We start from the raw sequence: 17,285 nt of genomic DNA on the forward strand, positions 1-17,285 counted from the left end.
CGCCGTGCAACTTCGGCAATCGGTTCGTTGCGGAAAAACGCCATTCCAACAATAAGCCAAAGAACCATATCACTCGGTAAGCGACGTCGACGAATCGTCGCTTTATCGGAAAGTGTTGCCGCTTTAGCAATCCACTCGTCAGGAATATGCTCGGAGAAGGTGGTTAGCTGAGCGACATCAACAGGACTCTCTTCAAGAAAGTCGGCAAAGCAGTTTTGAATAGACATAAAAAATCGGAAACCTATAAACAGGTTTCCGATTGTCTCTCATCAGAAGGATCGGTCAACCGATCCTTATCTGATCTACGTTGCGCTTTAACAGCGGGCTTTCAGTCTTTGGCAGGCTTAGTTACCGGCTATCTTCATCTCATCGAGCAATATTGCCCCGGTACGGATGCTGGAGCGCAGATCCCTGTCGCTGGAAACCGCCTGCATGGAACGGTACATCTGCTTCAGGTTGCCGGCTATGGTGATCTCCTCGACGGGGAACTGGATTTCGCCATTCTCGACATAGAAACCGGCGGCGCCACGGGAATAGTCGCCGGTGACCATATTCACGCCTTGGCCCATCACCTCAGTGACTATGATCCCGCGGCTCATGGAACGCACCAACTCATCAAAACTGTGGCCGGTATCGGCCAGCGTCCAGTTATAGATGCCGCCGGCATGGCCGGTATTGACCAGTCCCAGCTTGCGCGCCGAGTAACTGGTCAACAGATAACTCTCCAATATGCCGTCACGGACTATGTCCCGCTCTCGGGTCGCTACCCCTTCGCTGTCATAGTTGGCACTGGCCAGGGCCCCCTTGAGATGCGGCTGCTCGGCAATGCTGAACCATTCGGGGAAAATCCGGGTGTGGATAGCATCCTGCAGAAAGCTGGACTTGCGATACAGGCTTGAGCCACTGATGGCGCTGACCAGATGCCCCACCAGACCTGTGGCCACTTCAGGCGCAAACAGCACGGGCATTTTGCCGGTTGCCAGTTTGCGGGCACCGAGACGGGCAACCGTCTTATCGGCGGCCTTAATCCCCACCTGCTCTGGGCTCAACAAGGCGTCGAAGCGGCGGTTGATACCATAGTCATAGTCACGCTGCATATCGCCGTTTTCTTCGGCGCCAATCACCACACAGCTGAGGCTGTAGCGCGAGCTGCAGTAGCCCTGCAGGAAACCATGGCTGTTGCCATAGACCTTGACGCTGTTGTGGGCGTTGGCACTGGCACCATCCGAATTCTTGATCCTCGGGTCTCTGTCCAGCGCTGCAGCTTCGGCGCGAATGGCCAACTCGGCCAACTCTTCCGGGCTGGTGTGACGGGGATGATAGAGATCCAGATCGGGAAAATCTTTCGCCATCAACTCAGGATCGGCCAAACCGCTGGCAGGGTCTTCACCGGTATAGCGGGCGATACCATCGGCGGCCTTAACCGCCTGGCGAATCGCCTCCGGCGACAGATCCGAAGTGGAAGAGCTGCCCTTGTGTCCATCGCGATACAGGGTGATCCCCAGCGCGCCATCCTTGTTGAATTCGACCGTTTCCACCTCCTTGAGGCGAGTGGAAACACTCAGACCCTGTTGCTTGCTGATGGCCACCTCGGCAGCACTGGTGCCCAGGCTATTGGCATACTCCAGCGCCATTGCCACCGCGTCTTTCAACGCACTCAGTTCACTATCAATAAAATTTGCAGACACAGGTTTACTCTTGAATTGGCTAAACTGCCCCTAGCATAACAAAAGCCGGCTTTATTCACATAACCACGACAGATCAATTTTGCTGCCGTAGAAGACGAAGCGCCAAGGGGGATGCTACAATCAGCGCCAGTATCAGAGGAAAGACTTTATGAAAATAGTTGGCGATTCAGAGCATTTTAAACAGCCTTATGATGAGGACGAGGACTATATCAGCAAGACCTCGCTCAAACGCGACAGTGAAGAGGCTCAGGATCTGGGCAAGCAGCTGGCAGCACTGAGCAAGAGTCAGTTGGCCAAAATTGAGCTGGGTGAGTCCCTGTTTGATGCCATCATGCAAACCAAAAACATCAAGCCCAATACCGAGGCCTTCCGTCGTCAGTTGCAGTTTATCGGCAAGCTGATGCGCAACGAAGATCTCGAGGCGATTCAGACCTCGCTTGAGCGGGTACTGAACAAGAACAACGAAGCGGCCGCCAAGGCTCAGGTATTTGAGAAGTTGCGTGACCGTTTGCTCAGTGGTGGCGATGCCGAAGTGCAATCCCTGCTGGAGGAGCACCCGCAACTGGACAGACAAAAACTCAGGCAACTGGTGCGTCAGGCCAATAAAGAGCTGACCAAGGGGCCTCAGTCCAAGTCCTCTGCCGAGCTGTTCAAGTATTTGCGCAGCGAATTGGAAGACTAATTCAGTCTGCCATACCATAAAAAACGCCGGCCTTGATGCTGGCGTTTTTTGTTGCCAAGACGTTATAATCCGGCGCGGATAACACGGAAAAGTAATACCCCACAGATATCGCATCCAATAAAGGACGGATTAATGCGTAAATTGACTCTTGCCTCACTGGCTTGTACCGGCGCACTGCTGGCAGGCTGTAGCTCAACCCCACAACCCATCATAGCCCAGGAAAAAACCGTCGAAGTGAAAGGCCAAACGCTGAAGCTCGGTGGACGCTATTTTTCCGATAAAAAGAAACTGGAACTGACAGTTAACGGTGACCCCATAATGCGCGGCACCTTCCCTCCTTATACTCCAACCCAAAACCTGGGTGGCCGTTATAAAGAGATGGAGATCGACGGCAAGTGCTACTTCGGCTCCGTGCTCGGTAGTCAGGGCGGTGCCTTTGGCATTATTGCCAGCGCGGTGCAATCCTCAAAATCCAGCAACGGCGACAAGTGCGAAATCCTGGTTGACGGTAAAGCCGTCGAAAACCTCTATTTCTAACGCTCAACCCAGCTAGATGTGTCCGTGTTATCCCGCACCACATCTGTGAAATTGGCTGAAGCTGCGCCTAAGTCAAAAAGTCCCATGCCCCTGTTTCACCGGCTAATTTCATCATATTTCATGTAAAAACTTGTGAAATCTCAAGGCTGATCTGCTTTGGATCACAGATAGCGACAAGCCATTCCCTATAATCCCTCCGCCCTTTCCCAAGGGGTATAGCTTTTACATAAGCAATTAGAAAATAAGAATATTATCACGTAAAAAGGAACGCATTGCCATGACAGCAACCAGCTATCAGCCGGGAGAGATCCGCGGACTGATCCAGATAGATGCGCTCAAATGCAAAGGGTGTGACGCCTGCAAACAGTTCTGTCCCACCCATGCTATTGAGGGCGCATCCGGTGCCCCCCATAAGATTGATGAAGAGCGTTGCCTGAGCTGCGGCCAGTGTCTGATCAACTGCCCGTTCGGCGCCATTCATGAAACCCAGAGTGCCTTGGATACTGTGCTGACCAAGCTCAAGGATCCCGATACTCAGGTGGTCGGTATTCTGGCTCCGGCGGTACGGGTTGCCATAGGTGAAGCTTTCAACCTGCCCAAGGGGCAACTGCTGACCAACAAACTCTACGGCGCCATGCACCAGGCCGGATTCAGGATCTTCGACTGCAACTTCGCCGCCGACCTGACCATTATGGAAGAAGGCTCTGAGTTCATTCACAGGCTGCATGCCAATGTGCGCCAGGAGCCAGGCGCCGGCAAGCTGCCGCAATTCACCTCCTGCTGCCCGGGCTGGGTTCGCTTCCTGGAAAACGAATACCCCAGCCTGCTGCCACATCTTTCCACCGCCAAGTCGCCACAGCAGATGGCCGGGACTGTGGCCAAGACCTACGGCGCCAAGGTGTATGAGATGGCTCCGGAAAAGATCTTCACAGTGGCAGTTATGCCCTGCACCTCGAAAAAACTCGAGGCCTCGCGCCCTGAATTCAACTCTGCCTGGCGCTTCCATCAGCAACACGGCAGCGATTCCGCCCCTTACGCCGATGTGGATGCAGTGCTGACCACCCGCGAGATGGCCGAGCTGCTCAAGCGCCTCGATATCCATCTGCCGGATGTGGCCGAATACCAAGGCGACAGCCTGTTTGCCCAATATACAGGGGCCGGCACCATTTTCGGTAACACTGGCGGCGTGATGGAAGCCGCGGTGCGTACTGCGCACAAGGTGCTCACAGGTGAAGAACTGGCCAAGCTGGAACTGGCACCTGTGCGCGGTCTGGAAGGCGTCAAGGAAGCCGAACTCACCATTCATGACCAACAACTCAAACGAGATGTGCAGCTGAAAGTCGCCGTGGTGCACGACATGGGTCGCAATATCCGCCCCTTGCTGGAACAGGTGATGGCCGGCACGTCCCCCTACCACTTTATCGAAGTGATGAACTGCGCCGGTGGTTGCGTCAACGGTGGCGGTCAACCTATCAACGGCTCAGGCACATCCTGGGTTGCCCAACTGTAAGGAATTGCTCATGACAGACAAGTATCAATTTACCGAAGATGGTTTTCTGTTGTCACGGCGCCGTTTCATGGCCGTGGGCGCTGCGATTCTGGCGCTACTGGCCCTGCCTGTGGGCTGGCTCGGCAACCGTATCGCCAAGCGCAACGAATACATCAAGGCCAGGGCCGATGCCCTCTATATGGATGATGCCATTGCCAAGTACCGTGTCAGCCATGCCAACCCGGCCATTGCCCGCTATTACAGCGAATTTGGCGGTGAGCCGCTGGGGCATCTGTCGCACGAGTTGCTGCACACCCATTTTGTCGATCGCACTCAACTGAAATCCTAAGGAGTCGGCTATGCATCAGGACAATCGTCCCATTCTCAAGCACCCGCTGAATGTTCGGGTGTTCCACTACATCTTGCTGCTGAGCTTCCTGCAACTGGCGGCAACCGGGCTGTTGTTGTTCTTCAAACCCTTGAGCGACAGTGCCATGGGGCTGACCTATGACATTCATATTGTTGCCGGTGTCATCATGGCGCTGGATGCGGTGGCCTTCACCCTGATGGCATTCGACCGTGTCGTACTGTTCACCAACAGAGTATTCACCTTCGGTGGCAACGATGTGGGTTGGTTCAAGGTACTTGGCGGCTATCCACAGAAGTTTCTGTTGGGCAAGAAGGTCGCCGTGCCTCCTATGCGCAAGTACAACTCTGGACAGAAGCTGTTCGGGGTTTGTGTCCTGCTCGGTGGTACTGCACTGATCATTACAGGCTTGGCGCTGTGGCTGGTTCCCTATGCAATCCCACGCGATACCGCCTGGTTGCTGGGGATGATCCACCTGGGTTGTGGCCTGCTGCTGACGGCGTTTTTGCCTGTGCATCTGTTCCTGGCGGTTTATCGCTTCGACGATTTCAAGGCGATGATGCTGCACGGCAAGGTGCCCTACCATGACGCAGCCGAGTACACGCCACTATGGGTGCAGGAGGAGGTCGTTCCGGTTGCCGCCAAACGCGCCGAGTAACGCCATAAGTTCCATTTTCCAAGGAGCGCAGTTTGACTGCGCTCCTTATCTACAGGAGAGCCACTACAGATGTCAGGCCCTTTGATATCAGACCCGCTTGTATCGGGCCATACAGAAACGATTCAAGTCAAAGACTATAACCCCGCCGTAAATTTTATCGATGATGACGCCATCTGGGGCTTGCTCAATAACAACCGGCAACCCAGCCAGGATACCGTGCGCCAGGTGCTGGAAAAAGCCCGCCGCTTGCAGGGGCTGACGCTGGAGGAAGTGGCGGTTTTACTGCAAAACCAGGATGCCTCCCTGGACGAAGAGCTATTTGCCGTTGCCCGTGGCATCAAGGACGCCATCTATGGCAATCGCATAGTACTGTTCGCCCCCCTGTATGTTTCCAACTACTGCGCCAACGCCTGCAGCTATTGCGGCTTCAGCGCCGACAACCATGACTTGCCACGCAAGACCCTGAGCGAGCAGGAGCTGATCGCCGAGGTGGAAACCCTGGAAGAGATGGGCCACAAACGGATCCTGGCGGTCTACGGTGAGCACCCGCGTAATAACGCCCGCGCCATAGTCGACTCCATCAAGACCATGTACAGCGTGCGCAAAGGCAAAGGCGGTGAGATCCGCCGCATCAATGTCAACTGCGCCCCCATGGACACAGAAGATTTCAAGCTGCTAAAGACGGCCGCCATAGGCACCTATCAGTGTTTTCAGGAAAGCTACCACAGAACGACCTACGAACAGGTGCACCTCAAGGGCCGCAAGAAGGACTTCCTCTATCGTCTCTACGCCATGCACAGAGCCATGGAAGCCGGTATCGACGATGTGGGCATTGGCGTGCTGTTCGGTCTCTATGACCACAGGTTCGAACTGCTGGCCATGCTCGCCCATGTACAGCAACTGGAACAGGATTGCGGCATAGGCCCGCATACCATATCCTTCCCGCGGATTGAGCCCGCCGATGGCTCCAGTTTGTCGGAGCGGCCACCCTATGTCGTCGATGACGCCACCTTTAAGCACCTGGTGGCCATTACCCGCCTGGCAGTGCCCTACACTGGGCTGATTATGAGCACCCGTGAAAGTGCCGAACTCAGACGTGAACTCCTAAGCCTGGGGGTATCACAGATCAGCGCCGGCTCACGTACCACCCCAGGTGGCTACAACCAGGAAGACGATGCGGCTCAATTCAGCCTGGGCGATCACCGCAGCATAGATGAAGTGGTATTGGATCTGGTCAAGCATAGCCATTCCATCCCCTCATTCTGCACCGGTTGTTACCGCAAAGGCCGCACCGGCGATCACTTTATCGGCCTGGCCAAGCAGCAGTTTATCGGCAAGTTCTGCCAACCCAACGCCCTGATCACCTTCAAGGAATATCTCAACGACTACGCCAGCGAGCAGACCCGCAAAGCCGGTGAGGCACTAATAGCCGCCGAGCTGGATAAACTCAGCCCCGCCAGAAGACGTAATATCGAGGCTTGCCTCACGCGCACAGATGCGGGCGAGAGGGACATCTATCTGTGAAAGGCAAAACTCTGGTACTGGCACCCGGATGCCGTCTCTATGCCGGGCTGCCAAAACAACAGCTGAAATCGGCATTGAGCCGTGCCCGGCGAGTGGCCCTGCATGCCGGCCACTATGCCAATTTCAGCGAAGGGGCGATAGATCAGTTGCTGCGGCAAAGACTGCAAAGCAGCCAGCTGTCGCAGCTGTTGATAGTGACACAAAAGCTGGAAAGCGAAGCCGGGCTGGCGTTCGGCAAAATGTTGCGCCCGGAATCCACCGAGGCGGAAATCCTCGAGGAATACCGGGTGTCTCAGCATTGGAGCAATCAACTTGCCGCCTCCTGGCCCGAGCAGGTGACGGCGGTCAGCAGTAAGCTAGCCACCAGCGCGCCTTTGCTGCTGCTCGATGATCAACTGTTTGTCGGCCACTATGCCCATAGTCCACATCTGGCGCCTTTGGGATTGTGGCTCAAGTTGGACAGCCGCGAGCTGGGGCTGCCACCGGCGGGCCTATGGCAAAGAATGCAAGGCCGCACCAAGGTCGCTGCCACGCCCTGGCAACAGGCACTGTATCGCTACGCCGATGAGTTAGCGCAGGTGCTGAAACAGGCGGGATCCCAAGCATGAAACCGGCCGAAAATCTGGGTTCAGCAGAAATCAGAGCCTTACTCTGCGGCGAAGCCGATGACTGGCTGTTTACCCGTGCCGATGCGGTCAAGCGTCAATACTTCGGTCAGGAGATCTGGCTCAGAGGCATAGTGGAGTTTTCCAGCTATTGCCGCTGTGACTGTCACTACTGTGGCCTGAGAGCCGCCAATCGCGACATTGAGCGTTACCGGCTCAGCCACCAGGAAATCATCGACTCGGCCCTCAAAGTAGATAAAGCCGGTATCGGCACCCTGGTGCTGCAATCCGGTGAAGACAGCCGCTTTCGCCAGGATGGCATAAGCCGCATCCTCTGCACCATCAAACAGCAAACCCAGTTGGCCATCACGCTATCTTTGGGTGAACGCAGCCACAGTGAGCTGGCGCTCTGGCGCGAAGCCGGCGCCGACCGCTATCTGTTGAAACTGGAAACCCTGGATGCCGAGCTCTATAGCCGCCTGCGTCCGGGAAGAGTGCTGGAAAAACGCCTTAAGCTACTGGAAACCCTCAAGAGCCTGGGTTATGAGACCGGCAGTGGCATTATCTGTGGCCTGCCGGGCAGCAAGAGCGATGCCCTGGCTGACGCCCTGTTGGCGCTCTCAGCCATGGAGCTGGAGATGTTGGCGGTCGGTCCCTTTGTCTGTCATCCACAAACCCCGCTGGCAAACACGGCCAACGGCAAGGTGCTTGAGTGCCAGCGAGCCTGCGCCATACTCAGGCTACTCAATCCCGGTGCCAACATTCCGGCCACCAGCGCCCTGGATGCCTTGCAAAAAGGCGCCAGGCTCGAATCCCTGAGCCGCGGCTGCAATGTACTTATGCCCTCGTTCACGCCACAGAAAGACAGCAGCAAATACCTTATTTACCCCGGCAAGAATGCCTCCGGCTGCCCGCTGGAGCAGCGTCTCGCCGATATCAGACTCAGCCTTAAAGCCCGCGGCTTGTATTGCTCTGCGGACAGAGGCAACGCCAGGAGACAAATTAATGTGTAATTCGGCCCCCAATGCAGCCCCCCGCGGGGTCAGACTGCACATAGTATTGTGTGGTCGTCGCAACGCCGGGAAGTCCTCCCTGCTCAATTACTTATCCAACCAACAGAGTGCCATAGTCTCTGAGACCAAGGGCACCACGACAGATGCGGTGCGCAAGCCCTTTGAACTGCATCCGGTCGGCCCGGCTACCCTGATAGATACCGCCGGACTGGACGATACCGGCGCCCTGGGGCTTCAGCGAATAGCCGCCAGTCGCCGGGCGTTGCAACAAGCCGATATCGCCGTCTATGTGCTGGATGAGCAGGGGTTGGATGAGTTTGATCGCGACTGGCTGTTACTGCTGCAAAGCTGGCAGCTGCCAATCCTGGTGGTAGCGAACAAGCAAGATCTGGCCCCTCTGCCCGCAGAGCATCAGCACTGGCTCAACGACCAGGGTATCAAGTTCTTATGCCTGTCGACCCAAGAGGCAAAACACCGGGAAGACTTGGTCGAGCAACTGGTTCAACTGGTACCGGCAGATTTTCGTTGCGACCCCGTGCTGGCCGCCGACTGTTACCGCACCGGAGAGCAACTGCTGCTGGTCGCCCCGATAGATTCAGCGGCCCCCAAGGGCAGATTGATTTTGCCCCAGGTGCAGGTTCTCAGAGAAGCGCTGGATAACGGTGCCATCGCCAGCATCTGCCGTGAGTCTGAGCTGGCCACGGCCTTGGCCGCCATGCCAACGCCACCGGCGCTGGTAGTGACCGATGCCCAGGCGGTGAGACAAGTGGCCGCTCAGGTACCCGACAGCATTCCTCTGACCACCTTCTCCACCCTGTTTGCCCGGGCCAAGGGCGATCTACCGGCGCAGCTGCAAGGCGCCGAGATGCTCGAAAGGCTCGAGGATGGCGATCGGGTACTGATCGCCGAGGCCTGTAGCCATGAGGTGCAGGATGAAGATATAGGCAGAGTGAAGATCCCGGCGGCCATCGGCAAATTGACCGGCAAACAGTTGCAGTTCAGCGTCTGTGCCGGCCATGACTTTCCGGCCGATTTGGAACACTACAAACTGGTAGTGCACTGCGGCGCCTGTATGTTGGGGCGGGCGGAGATGCAGCGGCGCATTCTCGAATGTCGCCGCCGCGGCGTCGCCATCACCAACTATGGGCTGGTGTTGGCCAAGGCCAGTGGCGTGCTGGAAAGAGTCAGCGCTCCGCTGCTGCCAGTTGACGCCGACGCCAACTAACTCCCCAAACCGCCAGAGGGAAGAACAGCAACAATAGCCCCCAGAGCTGCAACCATTTGGGGGCAATAACCGCCCAATCGGCTCCCATCTGGTTCAGCTGCAACATTCCCATAATCGCCGGCACCGCCGGGATCACCTGCGATAGCCATACCAAGGGCTCAGGGATCAGTGCCAAGGGCCAGACAAAGCCACTGACAAACAGGATAGGCATGGATACCAGCAGCAGGATCTGAGTCGGCAACTCGCGCCTGACAAACAGGCAGCTGAGCGCTACCCCGGCGCTGGCGGTGGTCAGCAGGAAAGGCAACATCAGCAACAATACCTGACCAAGACTCGCCTGCAGACTCACCTGATAGAAGTAATAACACCAGCCAATATAGAGCGCACTGAACAGGCTATAGAGCAAGCCGAAGGCCAACACCCGAGCACTGACCAGCATCAAGGGACTAACCCGGTTCCAATAGCCCGGCTGGCGCCACTGACCGGCGCCGAGTATGCCTGTGCCTATCAGCAAGGTCTGGTGCAAAATCAGCAGAAACAAGCCTGGCACCACATAGGGGGTATAACCCAAACCTTTATTGAATGCGGGCACGGCATTGAGTTTAATCGGCGCCAGACTCTGGGCCGCGGCCTCAGGGCTCTGGCCCGAGGCCAATAGTCCCTTGAGCTGGATTTGCTTGCCGGCATCCATACCGGCACTCACCAAACCTTCTACCACAGCGGAATAGATCAGGAAGTAACTGGCATCACCGCCGAAGCTCAAGGTCGCGCCCCGTCCCAGCAACAGATCGCGGCGAAAATCAAACGGGATCACCAATAAACCATGGGCGCGGCCATCGGTGACCCAGGCCTTGGCTTCGTCGATGGAGCCGACCCGACCGACAACCTGGATACGGGCACTGGCATCGGCGTGACGGATAAGCCGCCGTGACAGCGAGGAGTTATCGTGATCCACGACCACCAACTGCTGCTCTGTGGGCACCTGATGCAGATAAGGCAAGGGATAGAGCACGGCATAGAAGAGCACGCCGCCAAACAGGGTCAAAGAGATCGCCTTGTCACGCACCAAGGCGCGTAAATCCAGCCAGATCAACTGCCATAACGAGAGGGACTTGGCTGTCATAACGTCTCCTCAAGCGGCAACTGCGACTGCAGCACCCTGGCATAACGACGGGCAAAGAACCAACTGGGGATCAACAGCAGCAGAAAGCCGAGATAACCCAGCGCCTGAGGCAGTAAGCTGGCCGGCCCGGCGCCATAGCTCACCAAAGCAACATGAGACTCTATATAGTGGCTTGATGGCATCAACAGACGCCACCACTGCGCCAGCAGTGGCATTTCTCCGGTCGGGAAGGTAATGCCCATAAAGGCAAAGGCGGGTGCAAACAGCGCGGTGCAAAAGCTGATCACCCTGGCGCTATCGGCCAGCATAAAGAAAATCCCCTGCACCCAGAGCCAGACCGCCATCAACATTAAGATCTGCATCGGCAGCAGCCACAGGAGTTGCCCGGCTATCGGCAGCCCCAGCAGTTGATACAACAGCACCAAAATAAAGCCGCCGTGCAGCAGCATAAAGGCGCCGTTGACCATAAACTTACTCAAAAGCACTGAGGGCATACCCAGGCGGAAGCATTCGCCCAAGGTATCCTGGCGCAGCTCACGGTTGAGACTGCCGGCAAAGGCCAACATGGCCAGCAGTTGCCATAGAGCTATCAGCACAGGCGGCACCAGGAAGCCGACATAGTTGTTATTGCGGTTGAACAGTGCCGTGGTTTGGGTGCTTACAGGGCTGAGGTGCACCTCAACCTGGGACGGGTTGACACCGGCCGCCAGCTGCTTGAGCCTGGCCACCTGCTGCAAACCATCGGCCAGGGTCAGTTGCAACTGACTGGCCAGCAGTTTGCCCACCAGCAAAAACTGGCCGTTGTAGCGCAGGTCTATGGTGGGAGTATGCCCGGTCAGCAGTTCCTGTTTCAGACCATAGGGCAAGATAACCAAGGCATAGACCTCGCCGCGGCGCATCGCCTCGACCGCCTCGTCCAGCGCCAGATAGCGCCTGGGGGCGGTGACAGGATTAGCCTCAAGATGACGCCCAAGCTCACGACTGAGGCTGGAATTGTCCTGATCCACCAGCGCCACCGGCAACTGCCTGGGCAACCCGGCGGAAAACAACCACCAAAGACAGAGCACACCGATAAGCGGCAGATAGCTTATCAGTGCCAGCTGCCAGGGATCGCGCCAGACAGCCTGCCACTCTCGCCGAAGCAACTTATTCATAATCAAGACTTTTCAAGTAATACTGACATGCCCACCCGTAGATCGGCCACCGGCTCCAGCGGCCTGAGCTCCACTTCAAAGGTACGCATATCAAAGTCGTGGCCACTCTCGGTCGCCCGCCAGGTGGCGAAGTCGCCCAGCACACTGATGTGGCTGACCTCAAACTCGACACTACGTTGCAGCGCCGGCAGTGTCAGGGTCATACGCTCGCCCTTCTTGAACTGCTTGAGCTGATCCTCACGCACCTGAAACACGGCCCAGGCATCTGTCATATCCACCAAACTGACCACAGGAAAACCACTGGGTGCCAGCTCACCCACCTGCAACAGCACCTCAGTGATTTCACCGCCCTTGGGCGCGCGCATCTGGCTGTCGGCGAGTATGGCACTGACCTCTTTCACCGCACCTTCGGCCATCCGGGCATTACCGGCTGCGGCGGCCTTGGTTTCTTCCCGGGCGCCCTCTTCGGTCATTTGATACATGGCATAGGCGGCCTGCTCGGTATACTTGGCGGCCTGATATTGGGTAAAGGCTTCATCACGCTTTTGCCGGGCAAGTACGCCATCGCGGAACAGGTTTTCTACCCGGTCGAAGGTGGTCTTGGCCAGCTCACTGGCGGCCTTGGCCTTGAGCCACTGCTCGCGGGAGGCGGCAACCTGCTGCTTACGGGCACCGCTGTCGGCTTCCTGCTGCATCGCCTTGGCGGCATCGCGGCCACCCTCGGCCTGCATCAGTTTGGCATTGAGCTCGGGGCTGTCGATGGCAAACAGCAGATCCCCTTCACTGACACTGTCTCCGCGGCGCACCAACACCTGCTCTACCCGGCCCGGCACCTTGGAAGACACATTGTATTCCCTGGCCTCTATCTGCCCCTGCAACAGCTGTGGCTTGGGGGAGTAAGCCAGGATCAGCCCATATACCAGCGCCGCCACTATGGTTACCAGGGCCACTATGGCCACCAAAGGATTAACCCGCATCCTGTATCTCCTGCTTGTCACTGCGTCCGATAAATTCATCCAACTGGCCACTGACCGCCATCAAGCGGGCATAGGCCTGAACATAACGATATTGAGCCGCCAACTGCTTGGTGCGTACGGCACTGAGTTTGAGCTCGGCATCCACTCTGTCGATGGAGGTAGACAGCCCTTGATTGAAAGCCAGTTCCCGCAGCTTGAGGTTTTCCTCTGCCAGCGCCAGAGAACTGTTCAAGGCATTAACCTCCTCTTCGGCCTGCAGCAGTTGGCGATAGCTCTGATCCACCAACAGGCTAAGATCCTGACGGGTTTGTGCCTTGGTGTATCTGGCCTGCAGCAGGGCGCTCTTGGCCGCCAGCACCTTGCCGCTGCGACCATCACGGGACAGCAGCGGCACCTTGACCCCGACGCCTACCATCCAGTCGGGTTCGACCTTGGAAAACAGGCTGTCGTCTTCATAGAGGGTGTAGTTACCGTAGAGGAAAACCGTGGGGAAGTATTTTCCCTTTTCCATATCGACCAGGCCCTGAGCCTGGGTCTCTTTCGCCTCCAACAAGCGCAAGGCTGGATGCTGCTTCAGCGTCAGCTCAGTCAACTGCGGCAATGAAGGGGAGTTTGGCGCCATAAACAGCGGTGACTTGGTGGCGATATCAGTCTGGTGCAGCAGGCGTGACAAGGCTATCAGCGCCATCTCATGGCGGCGTTTGGCACTGCCGAGGTCGACTTTGGCCTGATCCAGTGCCACCTGGGCATTGAGGCGCTCGACTCTGGCGATCTGCCCCTGCTGTTCCAGTTTTTCAGCGTGGCTGTAATGCTTTTCCAGCGATGCCACCAGCTGAGCCTGGGTTTGCACCAAAGCCTGGGTCACAGTGACGGCATAGTATCTGTCTACCAGTGTGGTAAACAGCTCACGCCGTGCCAACTCCAGTTGCTGCTTCTTCTCAGCCACCTGAGCCGCCTGAATGCCTTGAGCGGCAGAGATCTGGCCACCGGTATAAATCGGCCACATCGCCTGTAAGCTGGCTCGGAACACATCCTGCTCGGTGAAAGGAGTCACAAACATCGAGCCGGGAAGCGAGCCGATAATGCCACCTATGGCCGGTGGCAGAGTGGCGGGATCCATAGAGGCGAGTGGATTGAGATCGCGCAGATCCAGCTCTATCGGTTTTTCCAGCCTGGTATAGCTGCCGTTGATGTTGAGCGATGGCAGGTTAAGGTCGCGCCCGGCCTCTTGCTGCGCCTCGGCGCGGCTGACTTCCTGGCCTTCGGCCGCCAGCTTATCACTCACCTCCAGCAACTGTTGCCAGGCCGAGGCAAAACTATAGTCTGCGGCAAACGCAGGCTGAGCCGCCAGCGGCCACAACAGCAACCAGGCAAATTTGGTCAATTTCATCTACACCCCTAGAGTAAAAACTCTAATTCCTGAGCAAAAAGGATATCATCCTCGCTTGTCGGCCACCAGTTAACCTTGCTGCGCGGCGGCGCAAGGCCTCCAAGGCCTGTCGAAACCTGGGTTAAAAAAACAGACAAGCCACTGGATCCTAGTCTTTTTTAAGCTGTATTGAAACTAACACTAAGAGTGAAGCTTGCCGACGATTATCTCGCCAAGTATGAGAAATGGGTTATACCCACCCAGATCTTTAGCTAATCTGCTGCGTATAGCAGCAGTTTCCAGACTTTATGCCGAGCAGTCGTATCGGCGAACCTACACCGAGGAAATGGGCTGATATCTGCATGAGCCCCTCCAGACTCCAAAATGTGACTCAACTGGCTTATCAACACCATGAATCGTTACCTCACAGCCCATCAACAAGTTAACCTGAGACATTGACCAAACACATTGGCCCGAGAGATTATTCAAGTACATTGAGAAACTGCCCAGTTTTAAACAGAATGCTGGCCAAACAAAACCGGAAAGCTGGTCAAAAAAGCGGACTACCGGCTCAAACACAATCCCAGGTTCAAGCTACTGCTTCACCTGTATACTCACCTCGGATTAACAAGATAGAGCGCTTATGGCTGGCGCTGCATGAAACGGTCACGCGCAATCATAGTTGCAAGACCATGCTGAAACGCCTCAGCAGGGTATGGCGATTTATGGAAACGGTTTCACCATTTCCTGGCAGCGGACACGGCACAGCGGAAATGTAGCAGTATTAGGATCAGTTGTTTAGTCGAGGGTGTGTGAAACATCAAAAAGATCTGGCTGTCTTGTCTTTCTTTACCAGCGGCTCAATTAACAGCGAAAACCCTGATGGAACCTGCTTATCTGGGATTGATTTGATCTACAAGGCCATTGCTGCACGCAAGGGGGGAGCTAAGATTTCGGGCCGAGCCCCTGCTGGCTGGAAACCATAACTAATCAAGATACGTAATGATATGTTAACAGAGCAACAACACAAATTTATTCTGAGTGAAGTATCACAACCCGTGATTACCATTGCCCGCGAGGTCGATTTTGCCGAGCGCTATGCCTCCATGTTGGTGCGCTTTCCTAAACTCCCTGGTGACTTTAATCCTAAGGTGCCGACAGAGCGTCGACAGGCATTGGTTGCCCAGTTCCCTTACCCGATTCGCTTTTACAAAAGCGAAGGGGGATATTACAAGCTAAATGCCAAAAAGTTTGCCTACCCCCATATGAGGCTTATGATGGAGATGCTGCAGTGGGTAGTGTTCAACTTTGACTTGTGGCGTGAAGATAAGCGAATTGGTGGCGGAACTTATCAACAGATTGCCGTGGCCGAACGGTTAGCGCGAGGTGAAAAGATAGACTGGGATAAAGACTGGCGTACACAACACCAGCCATGGTGCTATAACGAAACGCAATTACAAACTGTGCTAACAGAAAGTTTTGCGCTATTTGATGACCTTTGTAAACAATTACCGGAGTAGTCATTTGATGCAGGTTAACTGTTTGCTGGCAAGCTGATTGGCATTAATTGGTTTAAGTCTAACTGGCTGCACCTTATTACCATACCAGGCTTCTGATGGTGTTAAACCCGGCTATCATGATATGCCATTACCCGGAGGTTGTATTGAGAAAGATTTGACTGTCCTGTCTTTTGCCCCGAGAGTGCATCTTCACCACACAAAAATGCCCTTCTAACACAACGGTTAATCACGTGGTAAAAGGGCGTACTTTCAGCGTCTATCAACTGACGACGGGCTGTGGTCATGGCTAACCTCGACTGAGCTTTGATGGGTATTCAAAACCTAGTCTAGGCTGTGTGAAACATCAAAAAGATATGGCTGTCCTATCTTTTCGGTCATCTTTTCGACCACCCAACAGCCTTGAAACCAGCTTTAACTTTTAAGGTGTATACCAACACATATGCACCTATTTCATTAGTTTGAAACTTTACACAAGTAGGGTACTCAAGAATTTCTGTTGCTTCAATTGACGGGGCAAAATATTCGTCATCTAGAATTTTCATATTTATACTGTTTTGCTCTATAAACTCCCTCGCCGCGTCTAACTCTGACGAAGCTATGATTTCTTGGCCAGATAATATAACCATTACACATTTCTCAGCTTCAATCCAAAACTCATTAGAAGCATATTGCAATTCTTGTATTGGTGAAAAACCTTGATTTGTTAACCAGTCTTCAGCTATTACTCTTTCTGAGTCGTGACAGGTAACTATGACCTTTGTCTTAAATTCTTTACTAGAAACTTTCACATGCACTCCAGAGAAAAATAACGCCCAATCAAGGGGTGAGCAACGCTACCACCCAACCCAAAGCATTATGCCATAAACACTTAATTTGAAGTAAAAATACCAATCGTTGGGAATCCCTCTTAAATTATTTGTTAGCCGTTTTTGTACACTTCACCTAATTTAGTCAAAGCTGCTTTCAAAACTGTCTCTGATTTTAAAGCGTCACAAGAATCAGTCCATTCATCGAGCGCTTTTGTAAACTCATCTACCGAAAAGTTAGGGAAGTGTTTTGCCAGCAAATAGTACTTATCGATTCCATCATTTTTTGCAGATAAATCTAAAGCGTCTAAATCAGACCTTAACGCAATTAAATTTGTTCGAAATAACTTCATAATAATTAGCCACAGAATAAAATTGATATTATATCTCACACATAATAATAACTTATAGATATTTTTCTCAAATAGCTAACAGCTATATAGGGTGGACATCCTAAACACTTTCCGAACTGCAAGGAAGCCCGCTGCAAGGTGTCAGTCTCTGATAAATAACGACGGATTTTTGGAAATGAGACTCTCTGAGACGCT

At 54.6% G+C, this 17,285-nt stretch carries 18 protein-coding genes and 2 pseudogenes; 11 read left to right on the forward strand and 9 right to left on the reverse strand.

Going from position 1 to position 17,285, the window contains the following annotated elements; translation table 11 throughout:
• On the reverse strand, nt 1-227 hold a 227-nt coding region (locus tag N512_RS0119045; protein WP_037475130.1), incomplete at its 3' end, for a transposase domain-containing protein.
• A gap of 117 nt (nt 228-344) precedes the next feature.
• Nucleotides 345-1,688: a metalloprotease PmbA gene (gene pmbA, locus N512_RS0119050; protein WP_028781323.1), complete on the reverse strand. Its 1,344-nt coding sequence runs from the start codon at nt 1,686-1,688 to the stop codon at nt 345-347.
• 148 nt (nt 1,689-1,836) lie between these two features.
• Between pmbA and yjgA the strand changes: the two genes are divergently transcribed.
• The 9 genes from yjgA to hydF all read left to right on the forward strand — a co-directional run bounded on the left by yjgA (nt 1,837) and on the right by hydF (nt 9,788).
• On the forward strand, nt 1,837-2,370 hold the full coding sequence (yjgA, locus tag N512_RS0119055) for a ribosome biogenesis factor YjgA (RefSeq protein ID WP_025888297.1): 534 nt from the start codon (nt 1,837-1,839) through the stop codon (nt 2,368-2,370).
• Between the two features lie 132 nt (nt 2,371-2,502).
• Nucleotides 2,503-2,907: a hypothetical protein gene (locus N512_RS0119060; protein WP_025010220.1), complete on the forward strand. Its 405-nt coding sequence runs from the start codon at nt 2,503-2,505 to the stop codon at nt 2,905-2,907.
• Nucleotides 2,908-3,184: 277 nt separating this feature from the next.
• Nucleotides 3,185-4,417, forward strand: coding sequence for a [FeFe] hydrogenase, group A (locus N512_RS0119065; protein WP_028781324.1), 1,233 nt, complete (start codon nt 3,185-3,187; stop codon nt 4,415-4,417).
• 10 nt (nt 4,418-4,427) lie between these two features.
• Entirely contained in the window at nt 4,428-4,745 is a 318-nt protein-coding gene (locus N512_RS0119070) for an iron hydrogenase small subunit (RefSeq protein WP_025010221.1), read from the forward strand.
• 10 nt (nt 4,746-4,755) lie between these two features.
• Nucleotides 4,756-5,421, forward strand: a complete 666-nt coding sequence (locus N512_RS0119075) for a cytochrome b/b6 domain-containing protein (RefSeq protein ID WP_028781325.1) — start codon at nt 4,756-4,758, stop codon at nt 5,419-5,421.
• Between the two features lie 69 nt (nt 5,422-5,490).
• Nucleotides 5,491-6,945: a [FeFe] hydrogenase H-cluster radical SAM maturase HydG gene (gene hydG, locus N512_RS0119080; protein WP_037475673.1), complete on the forward strand. Its 1,455-nt coding sequence runs from the start codon at nt 5,491-5,493 to the stop codon at nt 6,943-6,945.
• Complete coding sequence (locus N512_RS23445; RefSeq protein WP_051472877.1) at nt 6,942-7,553, forward strand: hypothetical protein; 612 nt, start codon at nt 6,942-6,944, stop codon at nt 7,551-7,553. The genes hydG and N512_RS23445 overlap by 4 nt, the downstream gene beginning before the upstream one ends.
• A complete protein-coding gene (hydE, locus tag N512_RS0119090) occupies nt 7,550-8,563 on the forward strand; it encodes a [FeFe] hydrogenase H-cluster radical SAM maturase HydE (RefSeq protein WP_028781327.1) in 1,014 nt (337 codons plus the stop codon). The genes N512_RS23445 and hydE overlap by 4 nt, the downstream gene beginning before the upstream one ends.
• Nucleotides 8,556-9,788 carry a [FeFe] hydrogenase H-cluster maturation GTPase HydF gene (gene hydF / locus N512_RS0119095; RefSeq protein WP_028781328.1) on the forward strand — a complete coding sequence of 411 codons (1,233 nt, stop codon included), beginning with the start codon at nt 8,556-8,558 and terminating at the stop codon, nt 9,786-9,788. The genes hydE and hydF overlap by 8 nt, the downstream gene beginning before the upstream one ends.
• Here the strand turns inward: hydF and N512_RS0119100 are convergent.
• From N512_RS0119100 to N512_RS0119115, 4 genes are read right to left on the reverse strand one after another with little or no spacing between them, the layout of a single operon-like run.
• Complete coding sequence (locus N512_RS0119100; protein WP_028781329.1) at nt 9,748-10,911, reverse strand: ABC transporter permease; 1,164 nt, start codon at nt 10,909-10,911, stop codon at nt 9,748-9,750. The two genes, hydF and N512_RS0119100, sit on opposite strands and share 41 nt — an antisense overlap.
• Nucleotides 10,908-12,065 carry an ABC transporter permease gene (locus tag N512_RS0119105; RefSeq protein ID WP_028781330.1) on the reverse strand — a complete coding sequence of 386 codons (1,158 nt, stop codon included), beginning with the start codon at nt 12,063-12,065 and terminating at the stop codon, nt 10,908-10,910. Before N512_RS0119105 ends, N512_RS0119100 begins: the two co-directional genes overlap by 4 nt.
• Before the next feature lie 2 nt (nt 12,066-12,067).
• On the reverse strand, nt 12,068-13,042 hold the full coding sequence (locus N512_RS0119110; RefSeq protein ID WP_028781331.1) for an HlyD family secretion protein: 975 nt from the start codon (nt 13,040-13,042) through the stop codon (nt 12,068-12,070).
• The gene (locus tag N512_RS0119115; protein WP_028781332.1) at nt 13,032-14,432 is read right to left on the reverse strand and encodes a TolC family protein; all 1,401 of its coding nucleotides are present in this window, start codon (nt 14,430-14,432) and stop codon (nt 13,032-13,034) included. The genes N512_RS0119110 and N512_RS0119115 overlap by 11 nt, the downstream gene beginning before the upstream one ends.
• 549 nt (nt 14,433-14,981) lie before the next feature.
• Between N512_RS0119115 and N512_RS24250 the strand changes: the two are divergent.
• A pseudogene (locus tag N512_RS24250) lies at nt 14,982-15,190 on the forward strand (IS630 family transposase); the annotation flags it as partial.
• Nucleotides 15,191-15,418: 228 nt separating this feature from the next.
• Nucleotides 15,419-15,931: a hypothetical protein gene (locus N512_RS0119120; protein ID WP_028781333.1), complete on the forward strand. Its 513-nt coding sequence runs from the start codon at nt 15,419-15,421 to the stop codon at nt 15,929-15,931.
• Between the two features lie 170 nt (nt 15,932-16,101).
• Here the strand turns inward: N512_RS0119120 and N512_RS24255 are convergent.
• The 3 genes and pseudogenes from N512_RS24255 to N512_RS0119130 all read right to left on the reverse strand — a co-directional run.
• Nucleotides 16,102-16,215: pseudogene (locus N512_RS24255) on the reverse strand (alpha-amylase family glycosyl hydrolase); the annotation flags it as partial.
• Between the two features lie 90 nt (nt 16,216-16,305).
• Nucleotides 16,306-16,719 (reverse strand): hypothetical protein, encoded by a 414-nt coding sequence (locus N512_RS0119125; protein ID WP_028781334.1) that lies wholly within the window; start codon nt 16,717-16,719, stop codon nt 16,306-16,308.
• 131 nt (nt 16,720-16,850) lie between these two features.
• On the reverse strand, nt 16,851-17,090 hold the full coding sequence (locus tag N512_RS0119130) for a hypothetical protein (RefSeq protein ID WP_028781335.1): 240 nt from the start codon (nt 17,088-17,090) through the stop codon (nt 16,851-16,853).
• Nucleotides 17,091-17,285: the final 195 nt, after the last annotated feature.

This window comes from Shewanella sp. 38A_GOM-205m (assembly GCF_000518445.1).
Taxonomy (GTDB): Bacteria; Pseudomonadota; Gammaproteobacteria; order Enterobacterales; family Shewanellaceae; genus Shewanella; species Shewanella algae.

Excerpts from the sequence above, each read along its gene's own strand:
- N512_RS0119115 (WP_028781332.1), bottom strand. The coding sequence starts at position 14,432 with ATGAAATTGACCAAATTTGCCTGGTTGCTGTTGTGGCCGCTGGCGGCT.
- N512_RS0119065 (WP_028781324.1), top strand. The coding sequence starts at position 3,185 with ATGACAGCAACCAGCTATCAGCCGGGAGAGATCCGCGGACTGATCCAG.
- N512_RS0119120 (WP_028781333.1), top strand. The coding sequence starts at position 15,419 with ATGTTAACAGAGCAACAACACAAATTTATTCTGAGTGAAGTATCACAA.
- hydG (WP_037475673.1), top strand. The coding sequence starts at position 5,491 with ATGTCAGGCCCTTTGATATCAGACCCGCTTGTATCGGGCCATACAGAA.
- N512_RS0119130 (WP_028781335.1), bottom strand. The coding sequence starts at position 17,090 with ATGAAGTTATTTCGAACAAATTTAATTGCGTTAAGGTCTGATTTAGAC.
- hydF (WP_028781328.1), top strand. The coding sequence starts at position 8,556 with ATGTGTAATTCGGCCCCCAATGCAGCCCCCCGCGGGGTCAGACTGCAC.
- N512_RS0119100 (WP_028781329.1), bottom strand. The coding sequence starts at position 10,911 with ATGACAGCCAAGTCCCTCTCGTTATGGCAGTTGATCTGGCTGGATTTA.
- N512_RS0119060 (WP_025010220.1), top strand. The coding sequence starts at position 2,503 with ATGCGTAAATTGACTCTTGCCTCACTGGCTTGTACCGGCGCACTGCTG.
- N512_RS0119110 (WP_028781331.1), bottom strand. The coding sequence starts at position 13,042 with ATGCGGGTTAATCCTTTGGTGGCCATAGTGGCCCTGGTAACCATAGTG.
- yjgA (WP_025888297.1), top strand. The coding sequence starts at position 1,837 with ATGAAAATAGTTGGCGATTCAGAGCATTTTAAACAGCCTTATGATGAG.
- N512_RS0119070 (WP_025010221.1), top strand. The coding sequence starts at position 4,428 with ATGACAGACAAGTATCAATTTACCGAAGATGGTTTTCTGTTGTCACGG.
- hydE (WP_028781327.1), top strand. The coding sequence starts at position 7,550 with ATGAAACCGGCCGAAAATCTGGGTTCAGCAGAAATCAGAGCCTTACTC.
- N512_RS0119075 (WP_028781325.1), top strand. The coding sequence starts at position 4,756 with ATGCATCAGGACAATCGTCCCATTCTCAAGCACCCGCTGAATGTTCGG.
- N512_RS0119105 (WP_028781330.1), bottom strand. The coding sequence starts at position 12,065 with ATGAATAAGTTGCTTCGGCGAGAGTGGCAGGCTGTCTGGCGCGATCCC.